At 55.3% G+C, this 19,944-nt stretch carries 10 protein-coding genes; 4 read left to right on the plus strand and 6 right to left on the minus strand.

What is annotated here, in order from left to right:
* Positions 1–660 precede the first annotated feature (660 nt).
* The 4 genes from G8764_RS20765 to G8764_RS20780 all read right to left on the minus strand — a co-directional run bounded on the left by G8764_RS20765 (position 661) and on the right by G8764_RS20780 (position 9,540).
* Positions 661–2,844, minus strand: a complete 2,184-nt coding sequence (locus tag G8764_RS20765; RefSeq protein WP_207952016.1) for an FG-GAP-like repeat-containing protein — start codon at positions 2,842–2,844, stop codon at positions 661–663.
* A gap of 237 nt (positions 2,845–3,081) precedes the next feature.
* Positions 3,082–6,195 (minus strand): FG-GAP-like repeat-containing protein, encoded by a 3,114-nt coding sequence (locus G8764_RS20770; protein ID WP_166167770.1) that lies wholly within the window; start codon positions 6,193–6,195, stop codon positions 3,082–3,084.
* A gap of 142 nt (positions 6,196–6,337) precedes the next feature.
* On the minus strand, positions 6,338–8,692 hold the full coding sequence (locus tag G8764_RS20775; RefSeq protein ID WP_166167773.1) for an alkaline phosphatase D family protein: 2,355 nt from the start codon (positions 8,690–8,692) through the stop codon (positions 6,338–6,340).
* Between the two features lie 209 nt (positions 8,693–8,901).
* Positions 8,902–9,540 (minus strand): 2-dehydro-3-deoxy-6-phosphogalactonate aldolase, encoded by a 639-nt coding sequence (locus G8764_RS20780; RefSeq protein WP_166167776.1) that lies wholly within the window; start codon positions 9,538–9,540, stop codon positions 8,902–8,904.
* Between the two features lie 270 nt (positions 9,541–9,810).
* Here G8764_RS20780 and G8764_RS20785 point away from each other — a divergent pair, with 270 nt between their 5' ends.
* The 3 genes from G8764_RS20785 to G8764_RS20795 all read left to right on the plus strand — a co-directional run bounded on the left by G8764_RS20785 (position 9,811) and on the right by G8764_RS20795 (position 13,823).
* On the plus strand, positions 9,811–10,815 hold the full coding sequence (locus tag G8764_RS20785) for an SMP-30/gluconolactonase/LRE family protein (RefSeq protein ID WP_166167779.1): 1,005 nt from the start codon (positions 9,811–9,813) through the stop codon (positions 10,813–10,815).
* Between the two features lie 28 nt (positions 10,816–10,843).
* The gene (locus G8764_RS20790) at positions 10,844–13,213 is read left to right on the plus strand and encodes a beta-galactosidase (protein WP_166167782.1); all 2,370 of its coding nucleotides are present in this window, start codon (positions 10,844–10,846) and stop codon (positions 13,211–13,213) included.
* A 217-nt stretch (positions 13,214–13,430) separates the two neighbouring features.
* The gene (locus G8764_RS20795; RefSeq protein ID WP_166167785.1) at positions 13,431–13,823 is read left to right on the plus strand and encodes an MAPEG family protein; all 393 of its coding nucleotides are present in this window, start codon (positions 13,431–13,433) and stop codon (positions 13,821–13,823) included.
* Positions 13,824–13,877: 54 nt separating this feature from the next.
* Here G8764_RS20795 and G8764_RS20800 read toward each other — a convergent pair whose 3' ends face one another.
* Positions 13,878–14,846, minus strand: a complete 969-nt coding sequence (locus G8764_RS20800) for a putative bifunctional diguanylate cyclase/phosphodiesterase (protein WP_166167788.1) — start codon at positions 14,844–14,846, stop codon at positions 13,878–13,880.
* A 61-nt stretch (positions 14,847–14,907) separates the two neighbouring features.
* Complete coding sequence (locus tag G8764_RS20805; protein ID WP_166167791.1) at positions 14,908–16,737, minus strand: S8 family peptidase; 1,830 nt, start codon at positions 16,735–16,737, stop codon at positions 14,908–14,910.
* Between the two features lie 629 nt (positions 16,738–17,366).
* Between G8764_RS20805 and G8764_RS20810 the strand changes: the two genes are divergently transcribed.
* Complete coding sequence (locus G8764_RS20810; protein ID WP_166167795.1) at positions 17,367–19,880, plus strand: TonB-dependent receptor plug domain-containing protein; 2,514 nt, start codon at positions 17,367–17,369, stop codon at positions 19,878–19,880.
* Positions 19,881–19,944: the final 64 nt, after the last annotated feature.

The raw sequence follows: 19,944 nt of genomic DNA on the forward strand, positions 1-19,944 counted from the left end.
CTTTTCGCGCTCCCGGAAACTCGCTAGCGCTCAAACATCCGTCCGCGAAAACCCGAAAAGCGCGGAGAGCCTAAACGCGACCTGATTGGTCTGGCAGGGCACACCCACCGAGCCTTGACCAAGCATCGAGCGAGATTCTGGAAAAAGACAAACTTAGAGATAATTCGATCCTCGCGAGAATAAATTATCTCGATCTTCAGCGGGTTTTGGTGGGTATGAAGGGCATACCTTCCGCGTCTTGAGCAGATCTCAGTTCTGTAAGCTGGAAGTGAAATAACACTGCTGTTAAAGAGCACAATGTAGTCAGCGGTGGGGGGAGCCCGTTGCGGATCAATCAGGCCATGCTTATCCCCCCGACCACATTTGGGGTAGTCGGCGAGGACTGTTCGAATCCCATTTTTTTGCGCGTCTTTTTGCGCAAAAAATGGTTGAGTTTCGCAGCTGCCAAATGTGGACGGGGGGATATGGCCGATCCGCAATGGGCTCCCCCCACCGATGACGGGCAGTCCACTCATATCTCGAATGTGCATAATCCCTCTGCAAATATGGAAGTCCATGTATGGATATGGCCGATCCGCAATGGGCTCCCCCCAGCGCTGACGGGCAGCCCACTCATTTCTCAAATGTGCATAAAATCCGATTAATGCCAGATGATAAGGGTTAATCTATCTTAACCCTGGCAACACTTTTACCATTTTTAGTGCTGTACACTGCGTTGGACTTTAGCGAATCAAGCAATACCGTTTCGCCGTTACGCCAGGTTACTTCTATCGACTTTATGTCGGTTTCTGTACCCAGGCCAAAATGAACTGTGTCGATCAGGCTTTGGGAGAAAACTTCGCCCGCGGAGCCAACCTGCTTGGTGTAGGTCTTGCCAGAGCTGGTAGTCACTTTAATTTTAGCGAAATAGGGGTCGACCTTCTCTATAGGGCTGTAATCTACATCCACCAGAACGTAGTTGCCTGACGTAACCGCCTGGTCGAGAGTGGTGTTTTGGTATAGATACCAGTAGCCTTCTTCTTCACTGCCATTCAGCAGATCGACTTGGCCGTCCAGGTTAAAATCAAATGCCTGGCCCATATCACCATGGCCGGGATCATTGGCGTCTTTTGTGGCCAAGCTGGTCATATTTTCAAAATAGCCTTTGCCCGTATTGAGTAACACCAGATCAGCAACTCGCTCCCTTAGAAATCCGTAGCGATAAACAAACAGGTCTTCCCAGCCATCGTTGTTCAGATCAGCGTGGGTTACACCCCAATGGTCGCCGCCTTTAGGAAGGTTCCACTCGCTTGAAGCATCAATGAACTTGTTACCTGTGTTGATTAACAGAATGTCTTGTTCGTTGCGGTTATTGGCTTTCCAGTCGTATTCAACGTCATTTAGTCCGGTTAAAGAGAAGGTGACGGTCCAGTAGATATTCTGGTTTCTTACCCATTCCGCCTGCCATTTGCCGTTGCCCATATAGCCAAGGTAAAGACCATTTTGATCCCGGACGCCGGGCCAGCCTTTGGCGTTGTCCGGGGCTATGGTTAATGAGTCCTCTGCGGTTTTCATTTCCTCTGGTAATTGGGTGACCTGAAAGCCCTTGGCTTTGACTATGTGCCTGGCTTTGTTCTCGCCCAGGAAGATCGCGAAGCCATCGTTGTACTGGCGGTAGGTCAATTCCATGTGGGATAAGGTAATAGCGTCGTCGGCCTCAAAGCGTATAGCGGTTGTGCCGGTTTCGCCGTCGTCCCGGATATCCAGTTTTTTCGTTTCCGGGTTAAAGTCTATTGATTTTCGCGATAGCTGATAATGGGTTTTACCACGTGCCAGATAGAGATCGGTTAAACCATCATTGTTTGCATCAAAATCTGTTACTGCGATAACACCGTCCCTGCCTGCGGCGGATTTTGGCAGCCATTCGTTGGTGACGTTGCTGAAATCCAGGTTGCCATTGTTTTTCCATACGCTAAGTGGCGAGTAGCAAACGAAATCCTGCTTGCCGTCGCCATCAATATCGGTCACCAAAACCCGTTCGGCCATAGCGTTTTCCAGCCCGGGGATTCTAACCTGGGTAAAGGTGCCATCGCCGTTGTTGTGATAGAAGAGCTGTTGTGGGCCGGAGTAGTTGGGTGTTTTGGCATTGAATAGCGCCAGGTCGAGTTTGCCATCCAGATCCAAATCAACCCAGCGCGGTGCACGGCCGCGCGCGGGTGTGGTTATGCCCGCAGCGACTGACACGTTGGTGAATTTGCCATTGTGGTTGTTGAGTAAAGCGTAGGAGCTCGGGTTGGTACCATTGGCACCGCCCAGGGCTACCATAATGTCCAGATCGCCATCGGCATCGTAGTCCCCAAGTGCTGAACCGTGAAAGTCCTGGGGGCCTGGGAATAGACGCTCTATATTTACCTTGCCTTGACCGTCGTTGGTGACCAGTTGGGTGGGGATATGGTTGTGGTTGTTCAAGACAAAGTCGTAATGCCCATCGTTATTGACATCGCCGATAGAAGGGCCGCCGTACTTGTAGGTTTCCTCGGTGACCAGGCCGATTTGGTTGGAAATATCCTGGAAATCGGGAACGGTTAGATCGGCCACATCGCTAAATTGCAGGCTCTGTAATGTTACTTTTCCACTTCGCCCCACGAATTTCAGCCGCGTAGTGCCCTGGGCATCGAATTTTACTAAAGCGTTTAACGTATTTTTCCCGGATTTTGGAATGTTCAAATCATCCAGAATCAGTTTGTCATCAGCGTAGACACTTAAGCCGGCGTAATCCTTATCGATGGAGACGGTCAGTGTCATGCGCTTTAGCAGGTTGCCATCGACCTGGTAGGGGGTGACAAAGTTTTCCTGGTTGCTCACTGTAACGGGTTTATTGAGTAATCCCGGGCCTGAGTTCAGGCTGGATTGTGCCGGTTGTGTTGACAGTATTGATGAGCTGTTGCAGCCAACCAGTGCGAGAGAAACCAGGCTGGCTACTGTGCATACCCGGGTTATGAATGACTTGTGCAATAGTTTGCGAGATAACATAGTAATCCTCAAATGTTCACAATATTATGTTGGTCCGGTTCTGCGAGCGCGACACAACTGTTGAGTTGTTTAATCTTTAATAGTGATTGGGTAGATGCCCGCTTCGTAGTTGTTACCATCGCTTGAAGTGAACGAGGCGCGTAAATAATAAAAGTGGCCATCTGGCAACTCGGAAGTCGGTGTCAAGCCTTCCAGGGAGATTGTCATGGACGAGCTTCCGGACTCGGTTTTTAAAGCGTCTTTGTCAGTGTGTATTATGTCCCTGGCCGGGATCCACTCGCTTTTAAAATGACGTAGCCAGAACCTTATGCCGCCTTCGTCTGCCGCTATGACCTTACGGCCGGTTCCGGCATGGTAGTCCACGTTCAGGGTGATCTTGTCGCCAACCACAAACTCCGAGTTTCTTAGCAGATCTTCATCGACAAATTTGATATAGCCTTCAGTGACGGGTTTGATGGTCAACTGCATGCTGTCAATCACGGTCTTATCGCTATCTACGGCGAGCTGGATATTTACAGCTCCGGCGCGCTTTGCGGTAATCAGGCCATTTGCATCAATGCTGGCAACCTGTGGGTCGCTGCTGGTCCAGGTTAAAGCGGCGTTGTCTGCGTATTTCGGTTGCACGAGGCCATGCAATGTCATTGTCTGGCCGACCAGTATCTCGGTGGGTTTATCTGCTATGGATACCGCCTGCACCGGCACGGCAAACCACTCAATGATCTTGCCCTGGCTGCTAGCACTCAGGTTATTGGCCGGGCTGGTTGCAGTGATGGTGGCGGTTCGATTGATCTCGCCTACCGCCGTAACCAGGCCCTGTTCACTCACTGTTAACACCGATTCGTCGCTGCTCGACCATTGCAGGCGCTGATCAGCATTGGCCGGGGTGATAGCCACTTCCGGGTTAATGGCAGTACCCCTCCTGATGGTGAAGCTGGAAGGGTTGAGTGCCAGCGACACGGGATCAATTTTGTCGGTGTCATACATTCGGTTGGCGAGCTTTTCTGTGAGTTCGACGGTTTCACCGTTGCGCCATCTTACCTTGATGCTGTCAATATGATCCTGGTCTCCGAGACCAAAGTGGACGATGTTGAGCAGGCTTTGGGAAAAAACTTCGCCTGCTGAGCCCACCCGCTTGCGGTATTCATTGCCAGCGGTGTTGACGATGACCTCGGCAGAGATGGGGTCGACACCGGATTGCGGCGCATAACCGACTCTAACCGTGGCGTAATTGCCATTGCCGGGCTGTTCATTGGAGTAGAGATACCACTCGCCGCCTTCACTGCCATTGAGGAAGTCGAGGTCGCCATCCTGGTCGAAATCAAACGCCTGGCCCATATCACCATTGCCGGGCCCACCTATGTCATTGGCGCCATGCATGGTGACGGTTTCGAAGTTGCCCTTGCCGGTATTGAGCAACATCAAATCGGAAATTCTTGCGCCAATAAAGCCCCAGCGATAGACGAAGATGTCCTGATAGCTATCGTTGTTAAAATCGCCGACGGTAACGCCCAGAGCGTTTCCACCCGTCGGAATGTTCCACTCGCTGGATACGTCGGTAAACTTGTCACCGTCATTTCTGAGGAGTACGTCTGCTTCGTTCCTGTTTTGGGGCACAAAAACCGGCTCCACCCCATGGACACCGGAGAGGCTGAATTTAAAGCCCCAGAAAATATCCCCATTGCGTACCAGTGCGGCTTTCCATTGACCATTACCCAAGTGGCCAAAATACACCCCGTTGGCTGTTATGTCGTCTGGCCAGCCCGATGCGCTAGCGGGGTCGATCTCCAGCTCGTCACCATTGGCCAGTACCCGGGCCGATTTTTCGGCGCCTAAGAACAGGGGGTAATCCTTGCCTCTGAAATCGCCCTGGGCCAGGAAGTAGTAGTTATGGAACCTGATTTTTCCCTCGGCACTGAACGTAAACTCATCGGTACCTTTGAAGCCGCGCGGCTTGATCGACAACTCTTTGGCAATTGGGTCCAGGTCCAGTGACGGTGTTTCTCCTCGACCCAACTCAAATTCCTTGCCTCGTGCAAGGTAGAGATCGAGGTCGCCGTCGTTATCTATATCCAGGTCAGCAACGGCCATAATGTTGTGCAGGCGGGCGACGTCTGCCGGTATTTTTGCGGTTACCTCGGTAAAGGTAAAATCCCCATTGCCTTGCCATACCGATAGCGGCCCGTACAGAATCACATCATCAATATTGTCCTGGTTGATATCGGTTACCAGGACGCGCGACGGGTGCACATCTTGCAAACCGGGGACAGATTTATACTGGAAGGTGCTGTTGCCCAGGTTTTCGTAGAAAAAATGTTGTGGTTTCTCTTTGCCGAGACCCTCCTCATTGATCAACATAAGGTCCAGGTCGCCATCGAGATCCATATCGGACCAACGCGCCCCTCGACCTCGGCCGCCTCTATCGATGTTGACGTCGCCGGTCATAAGCACGAACGTGCCATTGTTATTCTGATAGAAATTGGCCTTGGACGGATCTTTACCATTACCGCCGCCCTGGGTAACTACCAGGTCCAGGTCGCCGTCGTTATCGTAGTCACCGGCTGCTGTACCGTGCAAGTCATGCATAAACCAGCGGGAGAGATTCTTGCTGTGGGCGGTTACCGTGCCGTCGCCGTTATTCCAGTAAAGTTTGCTGTCCGCCTGGTTGTGGTTGTTGGTAATAAAGTCATAGTCGCCGTCGTTATCCATATCGGCAATGGTCGGGCCTCCGTATTTGATGGAGCTCACCTTGTCCAGTCCGGCGTCGGCGGATATGTCCCGGTAGAATGGAATATCCAACCGATCCAGGTCTTCGAATTGAAGGCTGTTGAGAGTGATATCAGCGTCATTGGATTTTATGGTCAGTCGGGTATCGCCGGATGCATCAAAGCGTACCAGAGCGTTGAGAACCTGCTCACCGGCTTTAGGTACATTGAGGTTGTCAACCAGGAGGGTATCGTTGGCGTATAGACTGAGGCTGGCGTAGCTTTGCGGGTTGCTAACCGTAAAGGTTGCTTTTTTGATGGGGCTGCCAGTCACCGTGTAATGCATGGTCACCGGCTGCGCCGCCGCGATGACAGTGGGCGTGGAAAGGGGATCGGTTGGTGTACGCGCGGCCAGGCACAGTCCCGCGACCAGTACAATTGTCATGCCCGCTAACAAGCTGCTCTTCTTCTCAAATTTCATTTATTTCATTACCTGGTTATTGAACAACGACATTCAATTGATTAGCTATTGCCTGCCTGAAAATCCCAGGCTTTGGCAGACACCAATCCGTAATCGGATGTAAACGAGTTAGTTAAAGGAACTTATGCCCTTTACCGAACTTTTATAGCAATCTGTTCGAGCCACTGTTTTCATCCTGGTGGATAGTGACCGGCCAGCCAGGGAATTGATTGTTCGGATTGCTTTCGGTGGCATCCACCAGAAAGCGAAAAGCCTGCAGGGTGTAGGTCTTGGCAGCCGTATCAAACAGGATAAACCCGAACCCGGAACCTTTTTCATGGGCGTGAATATAGCGGTTGTCAGATTGGCCAACTTCCGGGTTGCCAACCGCGTAGACGTAGATCTTGTTGCCGAAACTGTCCAGGTATTCACCCGTTTGCGCCAGGCCGTGCGAGGGGCGATGCTTGTGGGGTAACTTGACATCGTCCGGGCGCCACCACCTGGGCCAGCCCGCGGCGATAGCGGGGGTACAGAAGGCCCAATTGCTGTCTCGCTGGGCATTTACACCGTATTGCGACAAACTCCCCAAGTGGGTGTCGCCACAAATATGCAGCGCTTTCGACCGGCGCATAATGTCGATGGCACGGTTGCGCGCCGTTGCCGGCCAACCGCTGCTGTCAAAATCGTATTTTAAATAATTGTCTGGCGAGGGTTGGTGCGTCGAAATGCCGGCAAACACCGTCTGGCTAAGCACGGCTTTCAGGGAGTGTCCGCGCCAGTCCTCGGCCCAGCGGGCTAAAAAGTCTTCCTGGCGTTGCCCCAGCAGGTGCAGGTCCGGGTGGTCGAAGGCCGGGTTGTAATAGGCGGGTGCTTCATCATTGCCGGTTTCCCCGACGGAGATATTCAAGCGCTCTGGTCCACTTTTCCACTGGCGGTCGGCAATAATGGCAAAGCTCACATCACCGTAAACCAGGTCGGTGTAATACACGCTCATGCCCCTGGCAGAGGGGGTGGGGTCTACGGGGTCCGGGTGGTGGGCGGTATGGGTTCTATGCACCGCGTTGACCACCCGCACTGGTTCAATATAGCCTCCCCAGGTATCACTGCGCCCGCTTAGCACGGCCTCCTCTGACATTTTGGCGCCGCCTTCGCCCCACAGATTGCCCTGCAGGATGTCATGGTCATCGGGCAGGCAAACTGTCGGCGCGTTGCGCATGGCCTCCCCGAAGGCCCAGCCGAATTGGTAGTATTTGCGCAGGTAATTGAGAATGGCTGGTCTGGATGGGGCCCGAATGATGCCGAAGCCGCCGTGGTCTTCGTAAATCTGGTCGCCGGAAAACAGAATCAAATCGGGATTTAATTTGACAATATTGTTGGCCACCGGTGCGTAGGGGAAGGCGTAATCGTTCTGGCAGGTCAGGGCGGCCATGCGCACCGGCCTGTCCACCGGGTTGGCTTGAATGGTGCCGGTATAGATATCGGGAATCTCGCGGCCGTCGCGCAGCTTTTCTCGATAGACGACGCGATAAGCTGTGCTCAGTTTTTCATTCCAATTGGCAATTCGGAAGGTCGCAATCCAGGCGTCCGGGTCCAGCTGTGCTTTGGCAATGGGTTGCCAGCTGCCGGACTTGCGGATTTGTAACTCTACCTCCTGATTGTCATGCTCCCCCATTGGCCCGGTCAGTGCACTCAATTTCAGCACAAACCCTTCTTCAGTGCGGGTATTGCTCAAGGTGTACATCGTCCACAGGATGGGGCCGAATTTTTGTTCCGGGGCATAGTTAAAGCCGGCACCCGTCAATGTCCACCGGGAAAAACGATACCGTGTACCGCTGGATTCGGTCGGCTGCTCTGAGGGGAGGGTGAAATTGCTAACGATAGCGACATTTCCCAATAGTTTGTCGATGGCGACCAGGTCTTGCAGCTGACCGATCAATTCGCCATTACTGCTCAGGCGCGCCTCCAGGGACAGGGCAAATACCCCGGCCCTGGGCTCGCCGCTAAGTAGCAGAGTAACGTCTTCGCTGCCCACCTGTTTGGCTAACTCGGTGCGCTTGCCGCCCAGTGACAATTGATTGGCAATGATTCCGGCATCAAATCCCTGTTGCACAAAGCAATTGCTGCGGTATTCATTGATGTCGCTCTTTGCCCCCAGCCGAATACCGGCTCCGCCATCCTGGGAGCCTGGGTTGAGTCTTTTCAGGCGCACTGACACAGTAAAGGCCCGGTGCCCGGTTAGCTGATGAATCAAGGAGTGAATGCTGCGATTGCCGCCGCTGCTCAGGCATTCCACGCCGCCATCGACAATACCCCAGTCTTCCATGGGGTTGGCCCAGTAGTTACCACCCACCCAGACTCGATCATGCCGTTGCGCCCAGTCGTCGCTGACAGCCTCTGGTAAAGTGCTGGTGCTCTTGGTCGGGGTGTTGCTGGCAACTGCGGTGCAGCCCAGGGAGCTGCCGGCCAATCCGGCAGCAGCCAGTTTCAATGCATTGCGACGGGAAACCTGGTGCTTCATATTGTCCTCTTTATATTGTCTACGGCTGGTCAGGCTGCGGCTGGAAAGTCATGCGCGAGGCCAGCTGATTTGCATTATTAATTGTAGATTGTCTACAATATACCTGAGTGGCTTGCTAGTGTAAATATTGGAGTTCATATTTCAGCAGGCAAAAAAAAGCCGCCCCGTGGGGGCGGCAAACGCACGATCGGATGGATGTTTGCGCAGTATCAGCCTCGCGGCAGTTGCCTGGCCGCAGCCATAAGGGTACGGGCCTTGACGCGTATTTGCTCGACGTTATCGCCGGCTTGGTAGAGATTGGAGCCCAGGCCAAAGCCCCTGGTGCCTGCTTGCCAGTAAGCGGCCATATTGTGCTCATCGATACCGCCCACCGCCAGGGTGGTGATATTTTTCGGCAGTGGCCCGAACAGCGAGGCCACGTAGCTGGTCCCCAGATCACCGGCGGGGAATAATTTGATGTGGTCGGCGCCTGCGGCTATGGCGCTGAATATCTCGGTAGGCGTCAGGCAGCCTGGCAGTGACATCAACTCGGCTGCAAGGGTGGCCTTAATGACGTCGGGATTACAGTTTGGAGAGATGATCAATTGGCCGCCCGCGTTTTTAACCGCGCTTACCTCGGCGGTGGTCAAGACCGTGCCGGCGCCACAGAGGCCGCGCCCTTCCATGCGCCGGGCCAGCAATTCCAGGCTCTTCAGCGGTTCGGGTGAGTTAAGTGGAATCTCAATGATGCGAACCCCTTCTTCCAGCAGTGTTTCTGCAACGGCCTCTACCTCGGTCGGTTTTACTCCGCGAATGATGGCTATCAGTGGACACTCGGTCAGTGCCTGTTGGAATTGTTGGGTCAGCATCGGTGTCTCCCGGCGTGGTAATTAAAGGAGCGGTTATTCTAACCACCTCCTGCTGTATTGTATATAGTAAAATGTTAACAAAAATGAAAGTGGTGATTATTTGTTGTCCCGGCGCCGCTGAGGGCTGCTCAATGACGGGTGATTAAAAGGTGAATAAGCGGCAGGCTGAAATAGGGCGTTTACAGGCAGATGATAATATTGTAAATTGTTGACAACATAAAAACAGGATGGCTAATCGTGATAGGCAAGTTCGCATTTCTGGTATTCGCAATGGCGGTTACCGCTGGTAGTAACGCCGCTGCCGCGGAAGTCTCCCCCGCAGCTGCACCTGCGCCTGCAGCCCAGGCATTTGCTGTAGAGATACTGAACCCGGCAGCGCTGGCGCTAATCGAGCCCGGGGCGCGAATCAGTGTGCGCGGCGAGGGCTACAAGTGGACGGAAGGGCCCCTGTGGATTGACGATGGCGGTTACTTGCTGTTTTCAGATATTCCCAATAACACCATCGTCAAATACCAGCCGGGCCAGGGCACCAGTGTCTATCTGCGCAATTCCGGTGCGACCGGTTTATACCCCGGTGACTATGGCCAGGGTTCCAATGGCTTGCTGCTCAATGAGCGCGGTCAATTGGTCTTGTTGCAGCAGGGCGACCGGCGGGTGGCGGCAATGGCTGCCCCCCTGTCCGCACCGGCAGCAAATTTTATAACCCTGGCGGGGGACTACCAGGGCAAGCGCCTCAACAGCCCCAACGATGGGGTCTTTCACTCCGACGGCAGCCTCTACTTTACCGATCCGCCCTATGGCCTTGATAAAGGCCTGGATGATCAGCGCAAGGAGCTGCCGATGCAGGGTGTCTATCGCTTGAGTGCGCAGGGCGACCTGGTCCTGCTGGACGCTTCTGTGACCTTTCCCAATGGCATTGCGTTGTCTGTGGACGAGAAAACCCTATACGTGGCCGTATCCGATCCTCAGCAGCCGGTTTGGCTGGCCTACGACATCGTGGCGGACGGTAGCCTGGCGAACAAGCGAATTTTCTACGACGCCAGCGACCTTATCGGTGTCGCAGGGGAGCAGGGGGTGCCCGACGGCATGGCCGTGCACTCCAGCGGCAATATTTTTGCCACCGGCCCGGGTGGGGTATGGCTGTTTAACCCCCAGGGTGAGGTGTTGGCAAAAATTCGCACCGGCAAGTTGAGCGCCAACTGCGGCTTGTCCGCCGATGAAAAACGCCTGTTTATTGCCGCTCACGACACGTTACTGGAAGTGCCGCTGCACTAGTATTTAATAACACTCAATAGGTTCAAGCATGCAAAACATAAACCTGAACAGACTCAGCAAGTTCGCGCTAACGCTGGCCCTGGTAACGCCCACCCTGGCACTGGTGGCCTGTAATTCCGCTGATCCCAATCACGTTACGGCGCCCGATGACGCAGCCACTATCCGTACGCTCTATGATTTCGAAGCCGATAAGTTGCCGGCCGATGTACAGCTGGTTGCCGCCAGCGGCAGCCTGACCGCGAGCGACGCCAGCACCGGGCAACAGGCCCTCAACCTGAAAATGCATTCGGCGGAGCACAGCTATAGCGGTGTCACTTTTCGCCCCGAGCAGCCCTGGTATTGGGGCGACTACAAGGATTTTAGCCTGGCGTTTGATATTGCCAATCGCGGCGAAGTCTCGGCACAGCTCTACCTGGACGTGGAAGATATCGACGGTGCGGTAACCACTCGCAGTATCAGCATTCCCGTGGGCGCCGCCAAAACCTATTACTCCAAGATGCGAGGCCACGACCTGCGCAGCCCGGATGGCAATTCCAACGTCGAGTTGAATTTCAGTTCTGGCCTGCGCTCCAATCCCGCCACCTGGGAGGGTGACGGGGTGCAGTTTGTCTCCATGTGGGGCAAGAAGAACCTCAATCTCAACGGCATCCGCCGCATCAGTCTCAGTGTCCAGGGCACCTTGCGTGACAAGGAAATTACCCTCGACAATGTGCGCCTGATTGCCAACCCGAAAATGGACCGGGCGTTCCTTAAAGGTATCGTCGATCAGTACGGACAGAGTGCCAAGACCGAGTTTGAAGGCAAGATTCACTCCGATGCGGAATTAATTGCCCAGCGGGATGCGGAGCTTGCCGAGTTGCAGGGCGGTGAGCCCATGGCCGATCGCTCCCGTTTCAGCGGCTGGAAGAACGGGCCAAAGTTAAAGGCCACCGGGTATTTTCGCACTGAAAAAGTTAACGGCAAGTGGTCGCTGGTGGACCCGGAAGGTTACTTGTATTTTGCCACCGGCCTGGACATTATTCGCCTATCCAACTCCACTACCATGACCGGCTACGATTTTAACCAACAGCTGATCGAGCAGCGCAAGGCTGGTGACCTGACGCCGGAAGATTCCATGGGCCTGAATACGGTGCCGGCGCGGGCGCTGCCGTCGCGGCAGAAAGTTTCCTCCATTCGCGCCGATATGTTCCAGTGGCTGCCGTCCTATAGCGATCCGCTGGGCAATCACTTCGGTTACCGCCGCTCCGCCCATTCCGGCCCCTTGAAGCACGGTGAAACCTTCAGCTTTTACAGCGCCAACCTGGAGCGCAAGTACGGCGAGACGTCGCCCCACTCCTATTTGGATCAATGGGAGAAGGTTACCGTCGAGCGCATGCTGAATTGGGGCTTTACCTCGCTGGGTAACTGGACCGATCCACGCTTCTACGACCAGCAGCGGGTTCCATATTTCGCCAATGGCTGGATCATCGGTGATTTCAAGACGGTCTCCAGTGGCAATGATTTCTGGGCGCCAATGCCGGATGTGTTTGATCCGGTGTTTGAAGAGCGTGCTATGGCAACCGCCAAAACCGTGGCCGATGAAGTGCAGGGCAGCCCCTGGTGTGTGGGTGTGTTTATCGATAACGAGAAGAGCTTCGGGCGCTCCGAAACCAATGAATCACGCCTGGGAATTGTACTGCACACCTTGCGCCGGGACGGCAAGGATGTACCCACCAAGCGCGCGTTTACCGAGTTGATGCGCAAACAATACTCTTCCATCGAAGCCCTTAACGCAGCCTGGAACAAAACCATTGCCAGCTGGGAGGCATTTGATGCCGGGATAGATTCAACCCTGCAAACCGAGGCACAGCTGGCGGATTATTCACAGTTGCTGGGTGCCTACGCGGACCAGTATTTCGCCACCGTCAACAAGGCGCTGAAACGCTATATGCCCAATCACCTCTATCTGGGTGCGCGCTTTCCGGACTGGGGTATGCCCAAGGAAGTGGTTAAGGCCTCAGCGAAACATGTGGATGTCATCAGCTATAACTCCTATAAGGAGGGACTGCCCAATCACAAGTGGGAGTTCCTGGCGGAGCTCGACATGCCCAGCATTATTGGTGAATTCCATATTGGCGCCAATGATACCGGTTTGTTTCACCCGGGCCTGATTCACGCCGCCAACCAGCAGGATCGCGCCCGTATGTACCAGGAGTATATGCAGTCGGTGATCGATAATCCCTACTTCGTCGGTGCCCACTGGTTCCAGTATATGGATTCCCCCATTACCGGCCGCGCCTATGACGGCGAAAACTACAATGTCGGCTTTGTCAATGTGGCGGATGTGCCCTACAAGCAGATGGTGGAAGCGGCCCGGTCACTGCACGATTCCATGTACCGGCGCCGCTACGGGAACTAACAGGAATAGCGTTGAACTGTATTTAAGGCAGGGCACCTGGACGCCAGTCAAGCGGTCGCGGCTACCGGCGTCGCCAGAACGGGCGCGCCGGGTGATGGCTGGTATTACATTTGGCAGAATTATACTATAGCGGTAATGCGTTACACGGAACGGCCGGTAGTTGAAATGCTGCCCGCAGCCTGTGAATGCTCCCCACAGCTTGCTACAGGATATAATTATGTCAATCGCTCTATGGTGCCTGTTCGTCGCAGGCTTGCTGCATGTGGTTACCAAGGTACCGCTGTCGATGGCCCAAAACCAGGCCGGTGGCTACGACAATCACAGTCCTCGCGAGCAGCAGGCCGCCTTGCAAGGCTGGGGCAAGCGGGCCCTGGCGGCACACCAGAACCAGATCGAAAGCTTTCCCTTTTTTGCCGCTGGTGTGCTGGCGGCCACTGCCACGGGCGTTACCGGCAGTGTGGCTGATTACCTGGCATTGGCTTATGTGCTGGCCAGGCTGGTTTACCTGTATTGTTACCTGAAAGATATCGCCTTGTTGCGCTCAGTGGTTTGGGGTGTGGGCTTTCTCAGTTCCCTGGCACTGCTATGCAGTCCGGCATGGGGCCACTAGGCTTACGCATTGACGAAAGCGAACAGGCCGGGCGATACAGCTGCAAGCATAGCTTCAATCCTGCACACCGCAGCTCCAGCCTGCGTTATCGTTGGCCTGGAGCAGGCGCTGGAAAGCCGCGGCGGGCTGTGGCCGCGCATAGCCAAAGCCCTGGCCAGTCTTGCAGCCCGCTTCCACCAGAAAACGGTACTGGGCCTCGGTTTCTATACCCTCGGCGGTAACTTCCAGGTCCAATTGCTCGGCCATGGCAAGGATTGACAATACCACCTGCCTGGACTTTTGCTGGTGTGGTACATCGGTGAGAAAACTGCGATCGATCTTTACCCGGCTCCAGGGCATGCGAGCCAGATAGGCCAGCGCCGAATAGCCGGTGCCGAAGTCATCGATGGCGATGCTCACGCCCAGCGCACTGAGTTCATTAAAGGCCTGTTCTACCTGTTGCTGGTAGCGCACCACATGGCCTTCGGTGATTTCAAGTTCCAGGTCGCTGTAGGCGATGCCGGCGCTCTCCACTGCTGTACGCACCGTACTGACGAATTCCGGGTCGCACAGCTGCACTGGCGACACATTCACTGCCATGCGCAAGGGGCCGCCGTTCTGCTGCTGCCACAGCTTCAGTTGCTGGCAGGCCTCAATCAGGATCCAGCGGCCCAGTGGCACGATAAAGCCCAACTCCTCTGTCAGCGGTATAAACCGGTCGGGGCTGATCAGTTCGCCGTTCTCAGCGCGCAGGCGTACCAGTGCTTCGGCGCCCACGGTCTGCTGGCTTTGAATATCGAACAGTGGCTGGTAGTAGAGCTCGAAGCGGTCGTCGGCGAGGGCTTTTTCCAGCTCTGCTGTGATCCAGTCGCGGCATAGTGCCGGTTGCGACAGGGCGCCGGGGTTTCTTTGCAATTGTTCGCTAAGGCTACGCGGGTGTGACGCAGTCTGGGCTGGTTGCGGAAACCGGATCACCGTCGCACCGCCAGTCTGAGACGCCTGTATTTTTCTCGCTTGCTGATTGTTCAGTTGTCTGGTGTACATGGCTATACCCTTTTATTAAACCTGGTCGAGTGGTTGGTTTGCTCTGTATTATCGATCGGGATTAATCGTCCACCAGGGCCTTGTCGGACCACAGGTAGCTGTCGGACCAGAGGTAGCCGTCGGACCAGAGATAACCATCACTCCACAGATAACCGTCGGACCAGAGGTAGCCCTGGCTCCACAGGCTGCTGTCAGACCAGAGGTAACCGTCGCTCCACAGGTAGCCATCGGACCAGAGATAACCGTCGCTCCACAGATAGCCGTCGCTCCACAGGTAACCGTCCGACCAGAGGTAGCCATCGGCATCCACACCGCTGTCGGACCACAGGTAACCGTCACTCCACAAGTAGCCCAGCGCCCACTGGCTGTCGCCCCACAGCAGACCGGTTTCCTCGAAACCCATCCGGCCGGTGGTCTCATCGCGGATCACCTTGGGAGACACCGCGTTGCTGGCAGTACCGTAATCACTCAGCGCGGCGCTGATATTGAGAATGCCGGCGCCGGTGGCGAACACATCGGCAAAATCCACCTTGGTGGCTGAGCGCATTAGCCGCGCCTTGACTGAATCGGGGGTCAGCAAGGGGTTTTGCTCCAGCATCAGGGCGACCGCACCGGATACCACCGCAGCCGACATGCTGGTGCCCGACAGTTGCAGATACTCGGCGGTGGCTTTACCCGGGGCGTAGATTGCACGCTCTGTCTCGTGAGAATCCATATAGGAATCTTTGGCCTTGATGGAAATCATGCGATTGCCGGGAGCCAGCAGGTCGGGTTTCGCCACGCGATCAATCAGCGTCGGGCCGCGGGAGGAGTATGTGGACACGATATCGTTACCGGCCAGGCTGTCGCCCCAGGTGGTCACTGAACCGACGGTAATAACCCGCGCCGAATTGCCGGGGCTGGTTATAGTGCCGTAGCCATAGCTGCCAGCGTTACCGGCGGAACAAACCACTACTACGCCGGCATTCCACAGCGCGTCTACCGCTTGCACCAGCGGGTCAAGGGCCGCCGATTCGTACACCGGGTGTCCCAGCGACAAGTTGGCGACGCGGATATTGTATTGATCCTTGTTTTCCAGCACCCAGTCGAGCGCAGCGAGCACGTCCGAGGCGTAGCCCTTGCCCTGTTCATCGAGAACTCGCAGGGAGATGATGTCGGCATTGGGCGCAACGCCCCGGTAGGCGCCGCCAGAGTGCTCGCCATATCCGGCTATGAGTCCGGCGACGTGGTTGCCGTGACCGTACTTGTCGTCCCGTTTGTCGTAACCGAATGCCACGGAGACCGCTGGCTTCTTGTCCGGGTGTGAGCGCATACCGGAATCAATGACGGCAACGGCGACCCCCTGGCCAGTGAGGCCGGAATTGCTTAATTCCGGGTAGGAGGCCAGCACCGGTGCCGGCAGACTCTGCAAGGGAATTGGCTGGTATACGGGCAAGCCGTCAGTGGGTAATGGGTAGGTGTCAGTGGGTAATGGGTAGATCATGCTGTCCGCCAGCAGCGCGGCTGCACTCATGGGTTCGTCCACCGCAATCATGGCCAGGTTGGGGTTTTTCATCAGGCCCTTGATGGCGTCAGCAGGCACGGAAACGGCGTGGCCTTTCAACGCTTTGAACTCGCGTTTGATGGATCCACCCGTGACCGTCACCTGGTCATTGTCGCTATTTTTGGGCTTCTGTTTATAGGTGAGGATCAGGCGTACCTCATCCTTGTTCGACTTGTTCATGGCCTTCATGGCCTTGTCGCTCATGCGCACCGAATCCTTGTTCGACTTTTTCAGGGCCTGCATGGCTTTGTCGTTGCTGCGGGCGTCACCGCCGTGGCTCAACAGCGATACCAGCATCAGGCCCAGCAGTGCAAGGTGGCGAGAGGGGTGAAAGAACGGAATCATCATGATTCTCCTGAAAAGTGGTTTTTTACTCCGTTGCCGTTTTTTGCATTGGAGTCTTTTACATATTCCCTCTTGTAGGTGCACTGGCCGTGCCAGCTTTGAACGCAATGTTCGCCAAACTTTTTCCGGGCAATGATTGTCTTTTTTTATCAATAGGTTAGCTGGGTGCTTTGCCGTAGTTAGATGCTAAGGGTGAAAGACAGTGGCTCAGCAGCGTAAAAAACCGGTGTGTAAAATCGGTGGATTCGCCTAAAAAATGGGTTTTATTTTCAAAAAAGTGGCGCGTGGAATGCCGGTTACTCGCACCGGGTTGCGCCACTTTACGGTGTGAGCAACTGGGGAAATGTTGCGCCAGGCTGGTTTTTCCCGGCATTTTTCGCCAAGGAACGGCACTTTTCGCCAAAAAAACCACAGGCCCGCTCTTGTCCGGGATTGGTTTGGGTTGAGTGTCAATATTCCGTGTTCGGGCGCAGTGCGGCCAGAGTCATTTCGGCACCTTGGCTGCAGTGGACAAGCCTCGGATAGCGACTATGCTTGCTTTAGAAACTCTATCCGGGCGGAAATAGGGGTCCTCTTGTTCTCCGCTTTATGGATAGGAATGCTGACTTGGTCGCGGGAGCGAGTAGGAAACAATGATTGATGTAAAAAACGTTCGGCTTGAGCATATGCCATTGCGGCGCAATCTGGCGGCCTTGCTTTCGATAGCCTGTGCGCTTTCATCTGGTGTGTCGCTGGCCGACACCCGACAGCAAATGGATGTCATAGAAGTTACCGGCAGCCGTATTCCCAGGGCAGCCACAGAGGGCGTCTCGCCGCTGGTCGCCTTTGACCGACAAGCGCTGGAGCGCTCCGGTGCGAGCACCCTGAACGAGTTTATTCGGGATACGGTTTTCAGCTCCGCAGGCGTGGTAGATGAACAGTTTACCCAGGGCTTTGCCCCCGGCACGTCGGCGATAAACTTGCGCGGGCTGGGGGTAAATCGCACCCTTGTGTTGTTGGATGGCAAGCGCCTGCCGGTTCACCCCTTTGGCCAAAACGGAACCGACAGCTTTGTTGACATCAACAGCATTCCACTGGCGGCTATTGAACGCATTGAAGTGGTCAAGGACGGCGCCTCGGCAATCTATGGCGCGGATGCTGTCGCTGGCGTGGTCAATATAATCACCCGCAAACAGAATGAGGGGCTGGAGGCGGTCATCAAGTTGGGGGTCAGCGGTGAAAGCGACGGCGAAGAGGGCGAGCTCAGCTTGCTGGCCGGCAAGCGCTGGGAGACCACAAGTGCCTCAGTAAGCTTGAGCTATTTCGATCGCGACGCGGTAATGGCGGCGGATCGAAAGGTGACCAGCAGTGCCAATGGACCCATTGACGATCGCAGCTTTCTCGGCCAACCGGGAACTATTATCCCGCTGGCGACTGGCCTGCCCCAGGCGGCGGCCGACTGCCCCTCCGCCAGTTTGATCAACCGCGGGCCGGCTTCGTTCTGCGGTTACGATTTCCCCCGCTGGAATACGCTGGTACCTGAGACCCGGCGGCTTGGCCTGGTCGGCGACTTTGAGCACGAATTAAGTGAAAGCACGCACCTGTTCGCGCGCGCCATGTACAGTCACGCCTATTCCGAGCGGGACCTGGCGCCCAGCAATAATGCCCCGGACCTGTTTTTCGTCGGCGCGGCCAACCCCAATAACCCGTTGGGTGAAAATATGGTGGTGCTCTACCGTATGGAAGAATTGGGTGCCCGCCGGGATGAGTTTGAAACCGATACCTACAATTTACTGGCCGGCTTAAAGGGATATTACGGCAGCTGGAACTGGGAACTGTCGGCGGGAGTTGGCCGGGTTGACTCGGATACTGCCGGTGTCAACGGTTATGCGCGCGCGGCTGACTTGCAGTCGCTGGTGGATAGTGGCGCCCTGAACCTGTTTGGCCCGAGCCCGGATTTCGATGCTGACGCGGTGAGTTACGTCACTCGACGCGACGGTCGCTCAAAGCAGGCCGCTGTCGATTTCAACGCTGTTGGCGAAGTGCTGAACCTGAGTAACGGTCCGGTACTGGTGGCACTGGGCGCGGAATTGCGCCGCGAAAAGCTGTCTGACAGTTTTGATTCTCTTACCGAGTCGGGGGCGATTTTGGGTGTCGGCGGCTCAAGCGCGGAAGGCGACCGCAGTGTTCGCTCCATGTATGTAGAATTTTCCATTCCCGCCGCTGCGGCGCTTGAACTGCAGGTTGCCGGACGTATCGATAACTACAGTGACTTTGGCACCAGCTTTAACCCGAAACTGGGCTTGCGCTGGCAGTTATTGCCTGGGCTGGCGTTGCGAGGCAGTGCCGGCACAGGGTTCAAGGCGCCGTCCTTACATGAGCTGTACAGCGGTGAAGTGTTGGGGTTTGAGACCGTACTGGACGACGGCAGCCTGGTGGGCGACGTGCCGACCACAATGCAGGGTAATCCCGACCTGGATGCCGAGGAGTCGGACAGTATTAATCTCGGCCTGGCGCTCGACCTTAGCCGGCACTGGACCCTGGGTCTCGATGCCTGGTACCTGAAAAACGAAAATGCGGTGACCAACGATGCCCAGTACATTGTGGATAACGAAGCCAGCTACCCTGGCCTGGTTGAACGCAATAGCAGCGGCGACCTGGTAGGCCTCGCCAGCCCGTTCCTGAATATCGCGGCGCAGAAACTTTGGGGTCTCGACCTGGACTCCCAATTGACCTGGCCGGAAACCAAATTTGGCGATTTCCAGATTGCCCTGCTGGCAAGCTATCTCGGCGCGTTTGAAGAAGAGCGACGGGAAGGAGAGGGCTTTGAAGACAGTGCAGGTGAAGATGGTCGACCTGAGTGGCGCGGCAATGTCTCCTTAAACTGGAGCCACGCTGAGTTCCAGGGAGGGCTCACAGTAAACCATGTGGGCGGTTACGAGCGTGCGGAAGTGGAGGATGAGATTGGTTCCTGGACAACCGTGGATAGCCAATTTTCCTGGTCACCTGCCGGTTTGTCGACGACTACCTTTGCGCTCGGGGTTGAAAACCTGTTTGACAAGCAGCCGCCACTGGATCCCTACCTGGAAGGGTGGCCATTTATCAACCGGGCGCTGCACAACGTGCGTGGTCGCTTCTGGTATTTGAGCTACAAGCAAAATTTTTAAGTGATTGGACTGCGCCATTCATTGCGCCGGGTAATGATTGTGAGGCCGGAATTCTCCAGAGGGA

Source organism: Pseudomaricurvus alcaniphilus (genome assembly GCF_011440395.1).
Classification (GTDB): domain Bacteria; phylum Pseudomonadota; class Gammaproteobacteria; order Pseudomonadales; family Cellvibrionaceae; genus Pseudomaricurvus; species Pseudomaricurvus alcaniphilus.

What these genes read in the sequence shown, in the direction of transcription:
- G8764_RS20805 (WP_166167791.1), bottom strand. Translation starts at nt 16,737, where the DNA reads ATGATGATTCCGTTCTTTCACCCCTCTCGCCACCTTGCACTGCTGGGC.
- G8764_RS20780 (WP_166167776.1), bottom strand. Translation starts at nt 9,540, where the DNA reads ATGCTGACCCAACAATTCCAACAGGCACTGACCGAGTGTCCACTGATA.
- G8764_RS20775 (WP_166167773.1), bottom strand. Translation starts at nt 8,692, where the DNA reads ATGAAGCACCAGGTTTCCCGTCGCAATGCATTGAAACTGGCTGCTGCC.
- G8764_RS20795 (WP_166167785.1), top strand. Translation starts at nt 13,431, where the DNA reads ATGTCAATCGCTCTATGGTGCCTGTTCGTCGCAGGCTTGCTGCATGTG.
- G8764_RS20800 (WP_166167788.1), bottom strand. Translation starts at nt 14,846, where the DNA reads ATGTACACCAGACAACTGAACAATCAGCAAGCGAGAAAAATACAGGCG.
- G8764_RS20790 (WP_166167782.1), top strand. Translation starts at nt 10,844, where the DNA reads ATGCAAAACATAAACCTGAACAGACTCAGCAAGTTCGCGCTAACGCTG.
- G8764_RS20785 (WP_166167779.1), top strand. Translation starts at nt 9,811, where the DNA reads ATGGCGGTTACCGCTGGTAGTAACGCCGCTGCCGCGGAAGTCTCCCCC.
- G8764_RS20810 (WP_166167795.1), top strand. Translation starts at nt 17,367, where the DNA reads ATGATTGATGTAAAAAACGTTCGGCTTGAGCATATGCCATTGCGGCGC.
- G8764_RS20770 (WP_166167770.1), bottom strand. Translation starts at nt 6,195, where the DNA reads ATGAAATTTGAGAAGAAGAGCAGCTTGTTAGCGGGCATGACAATTGTA.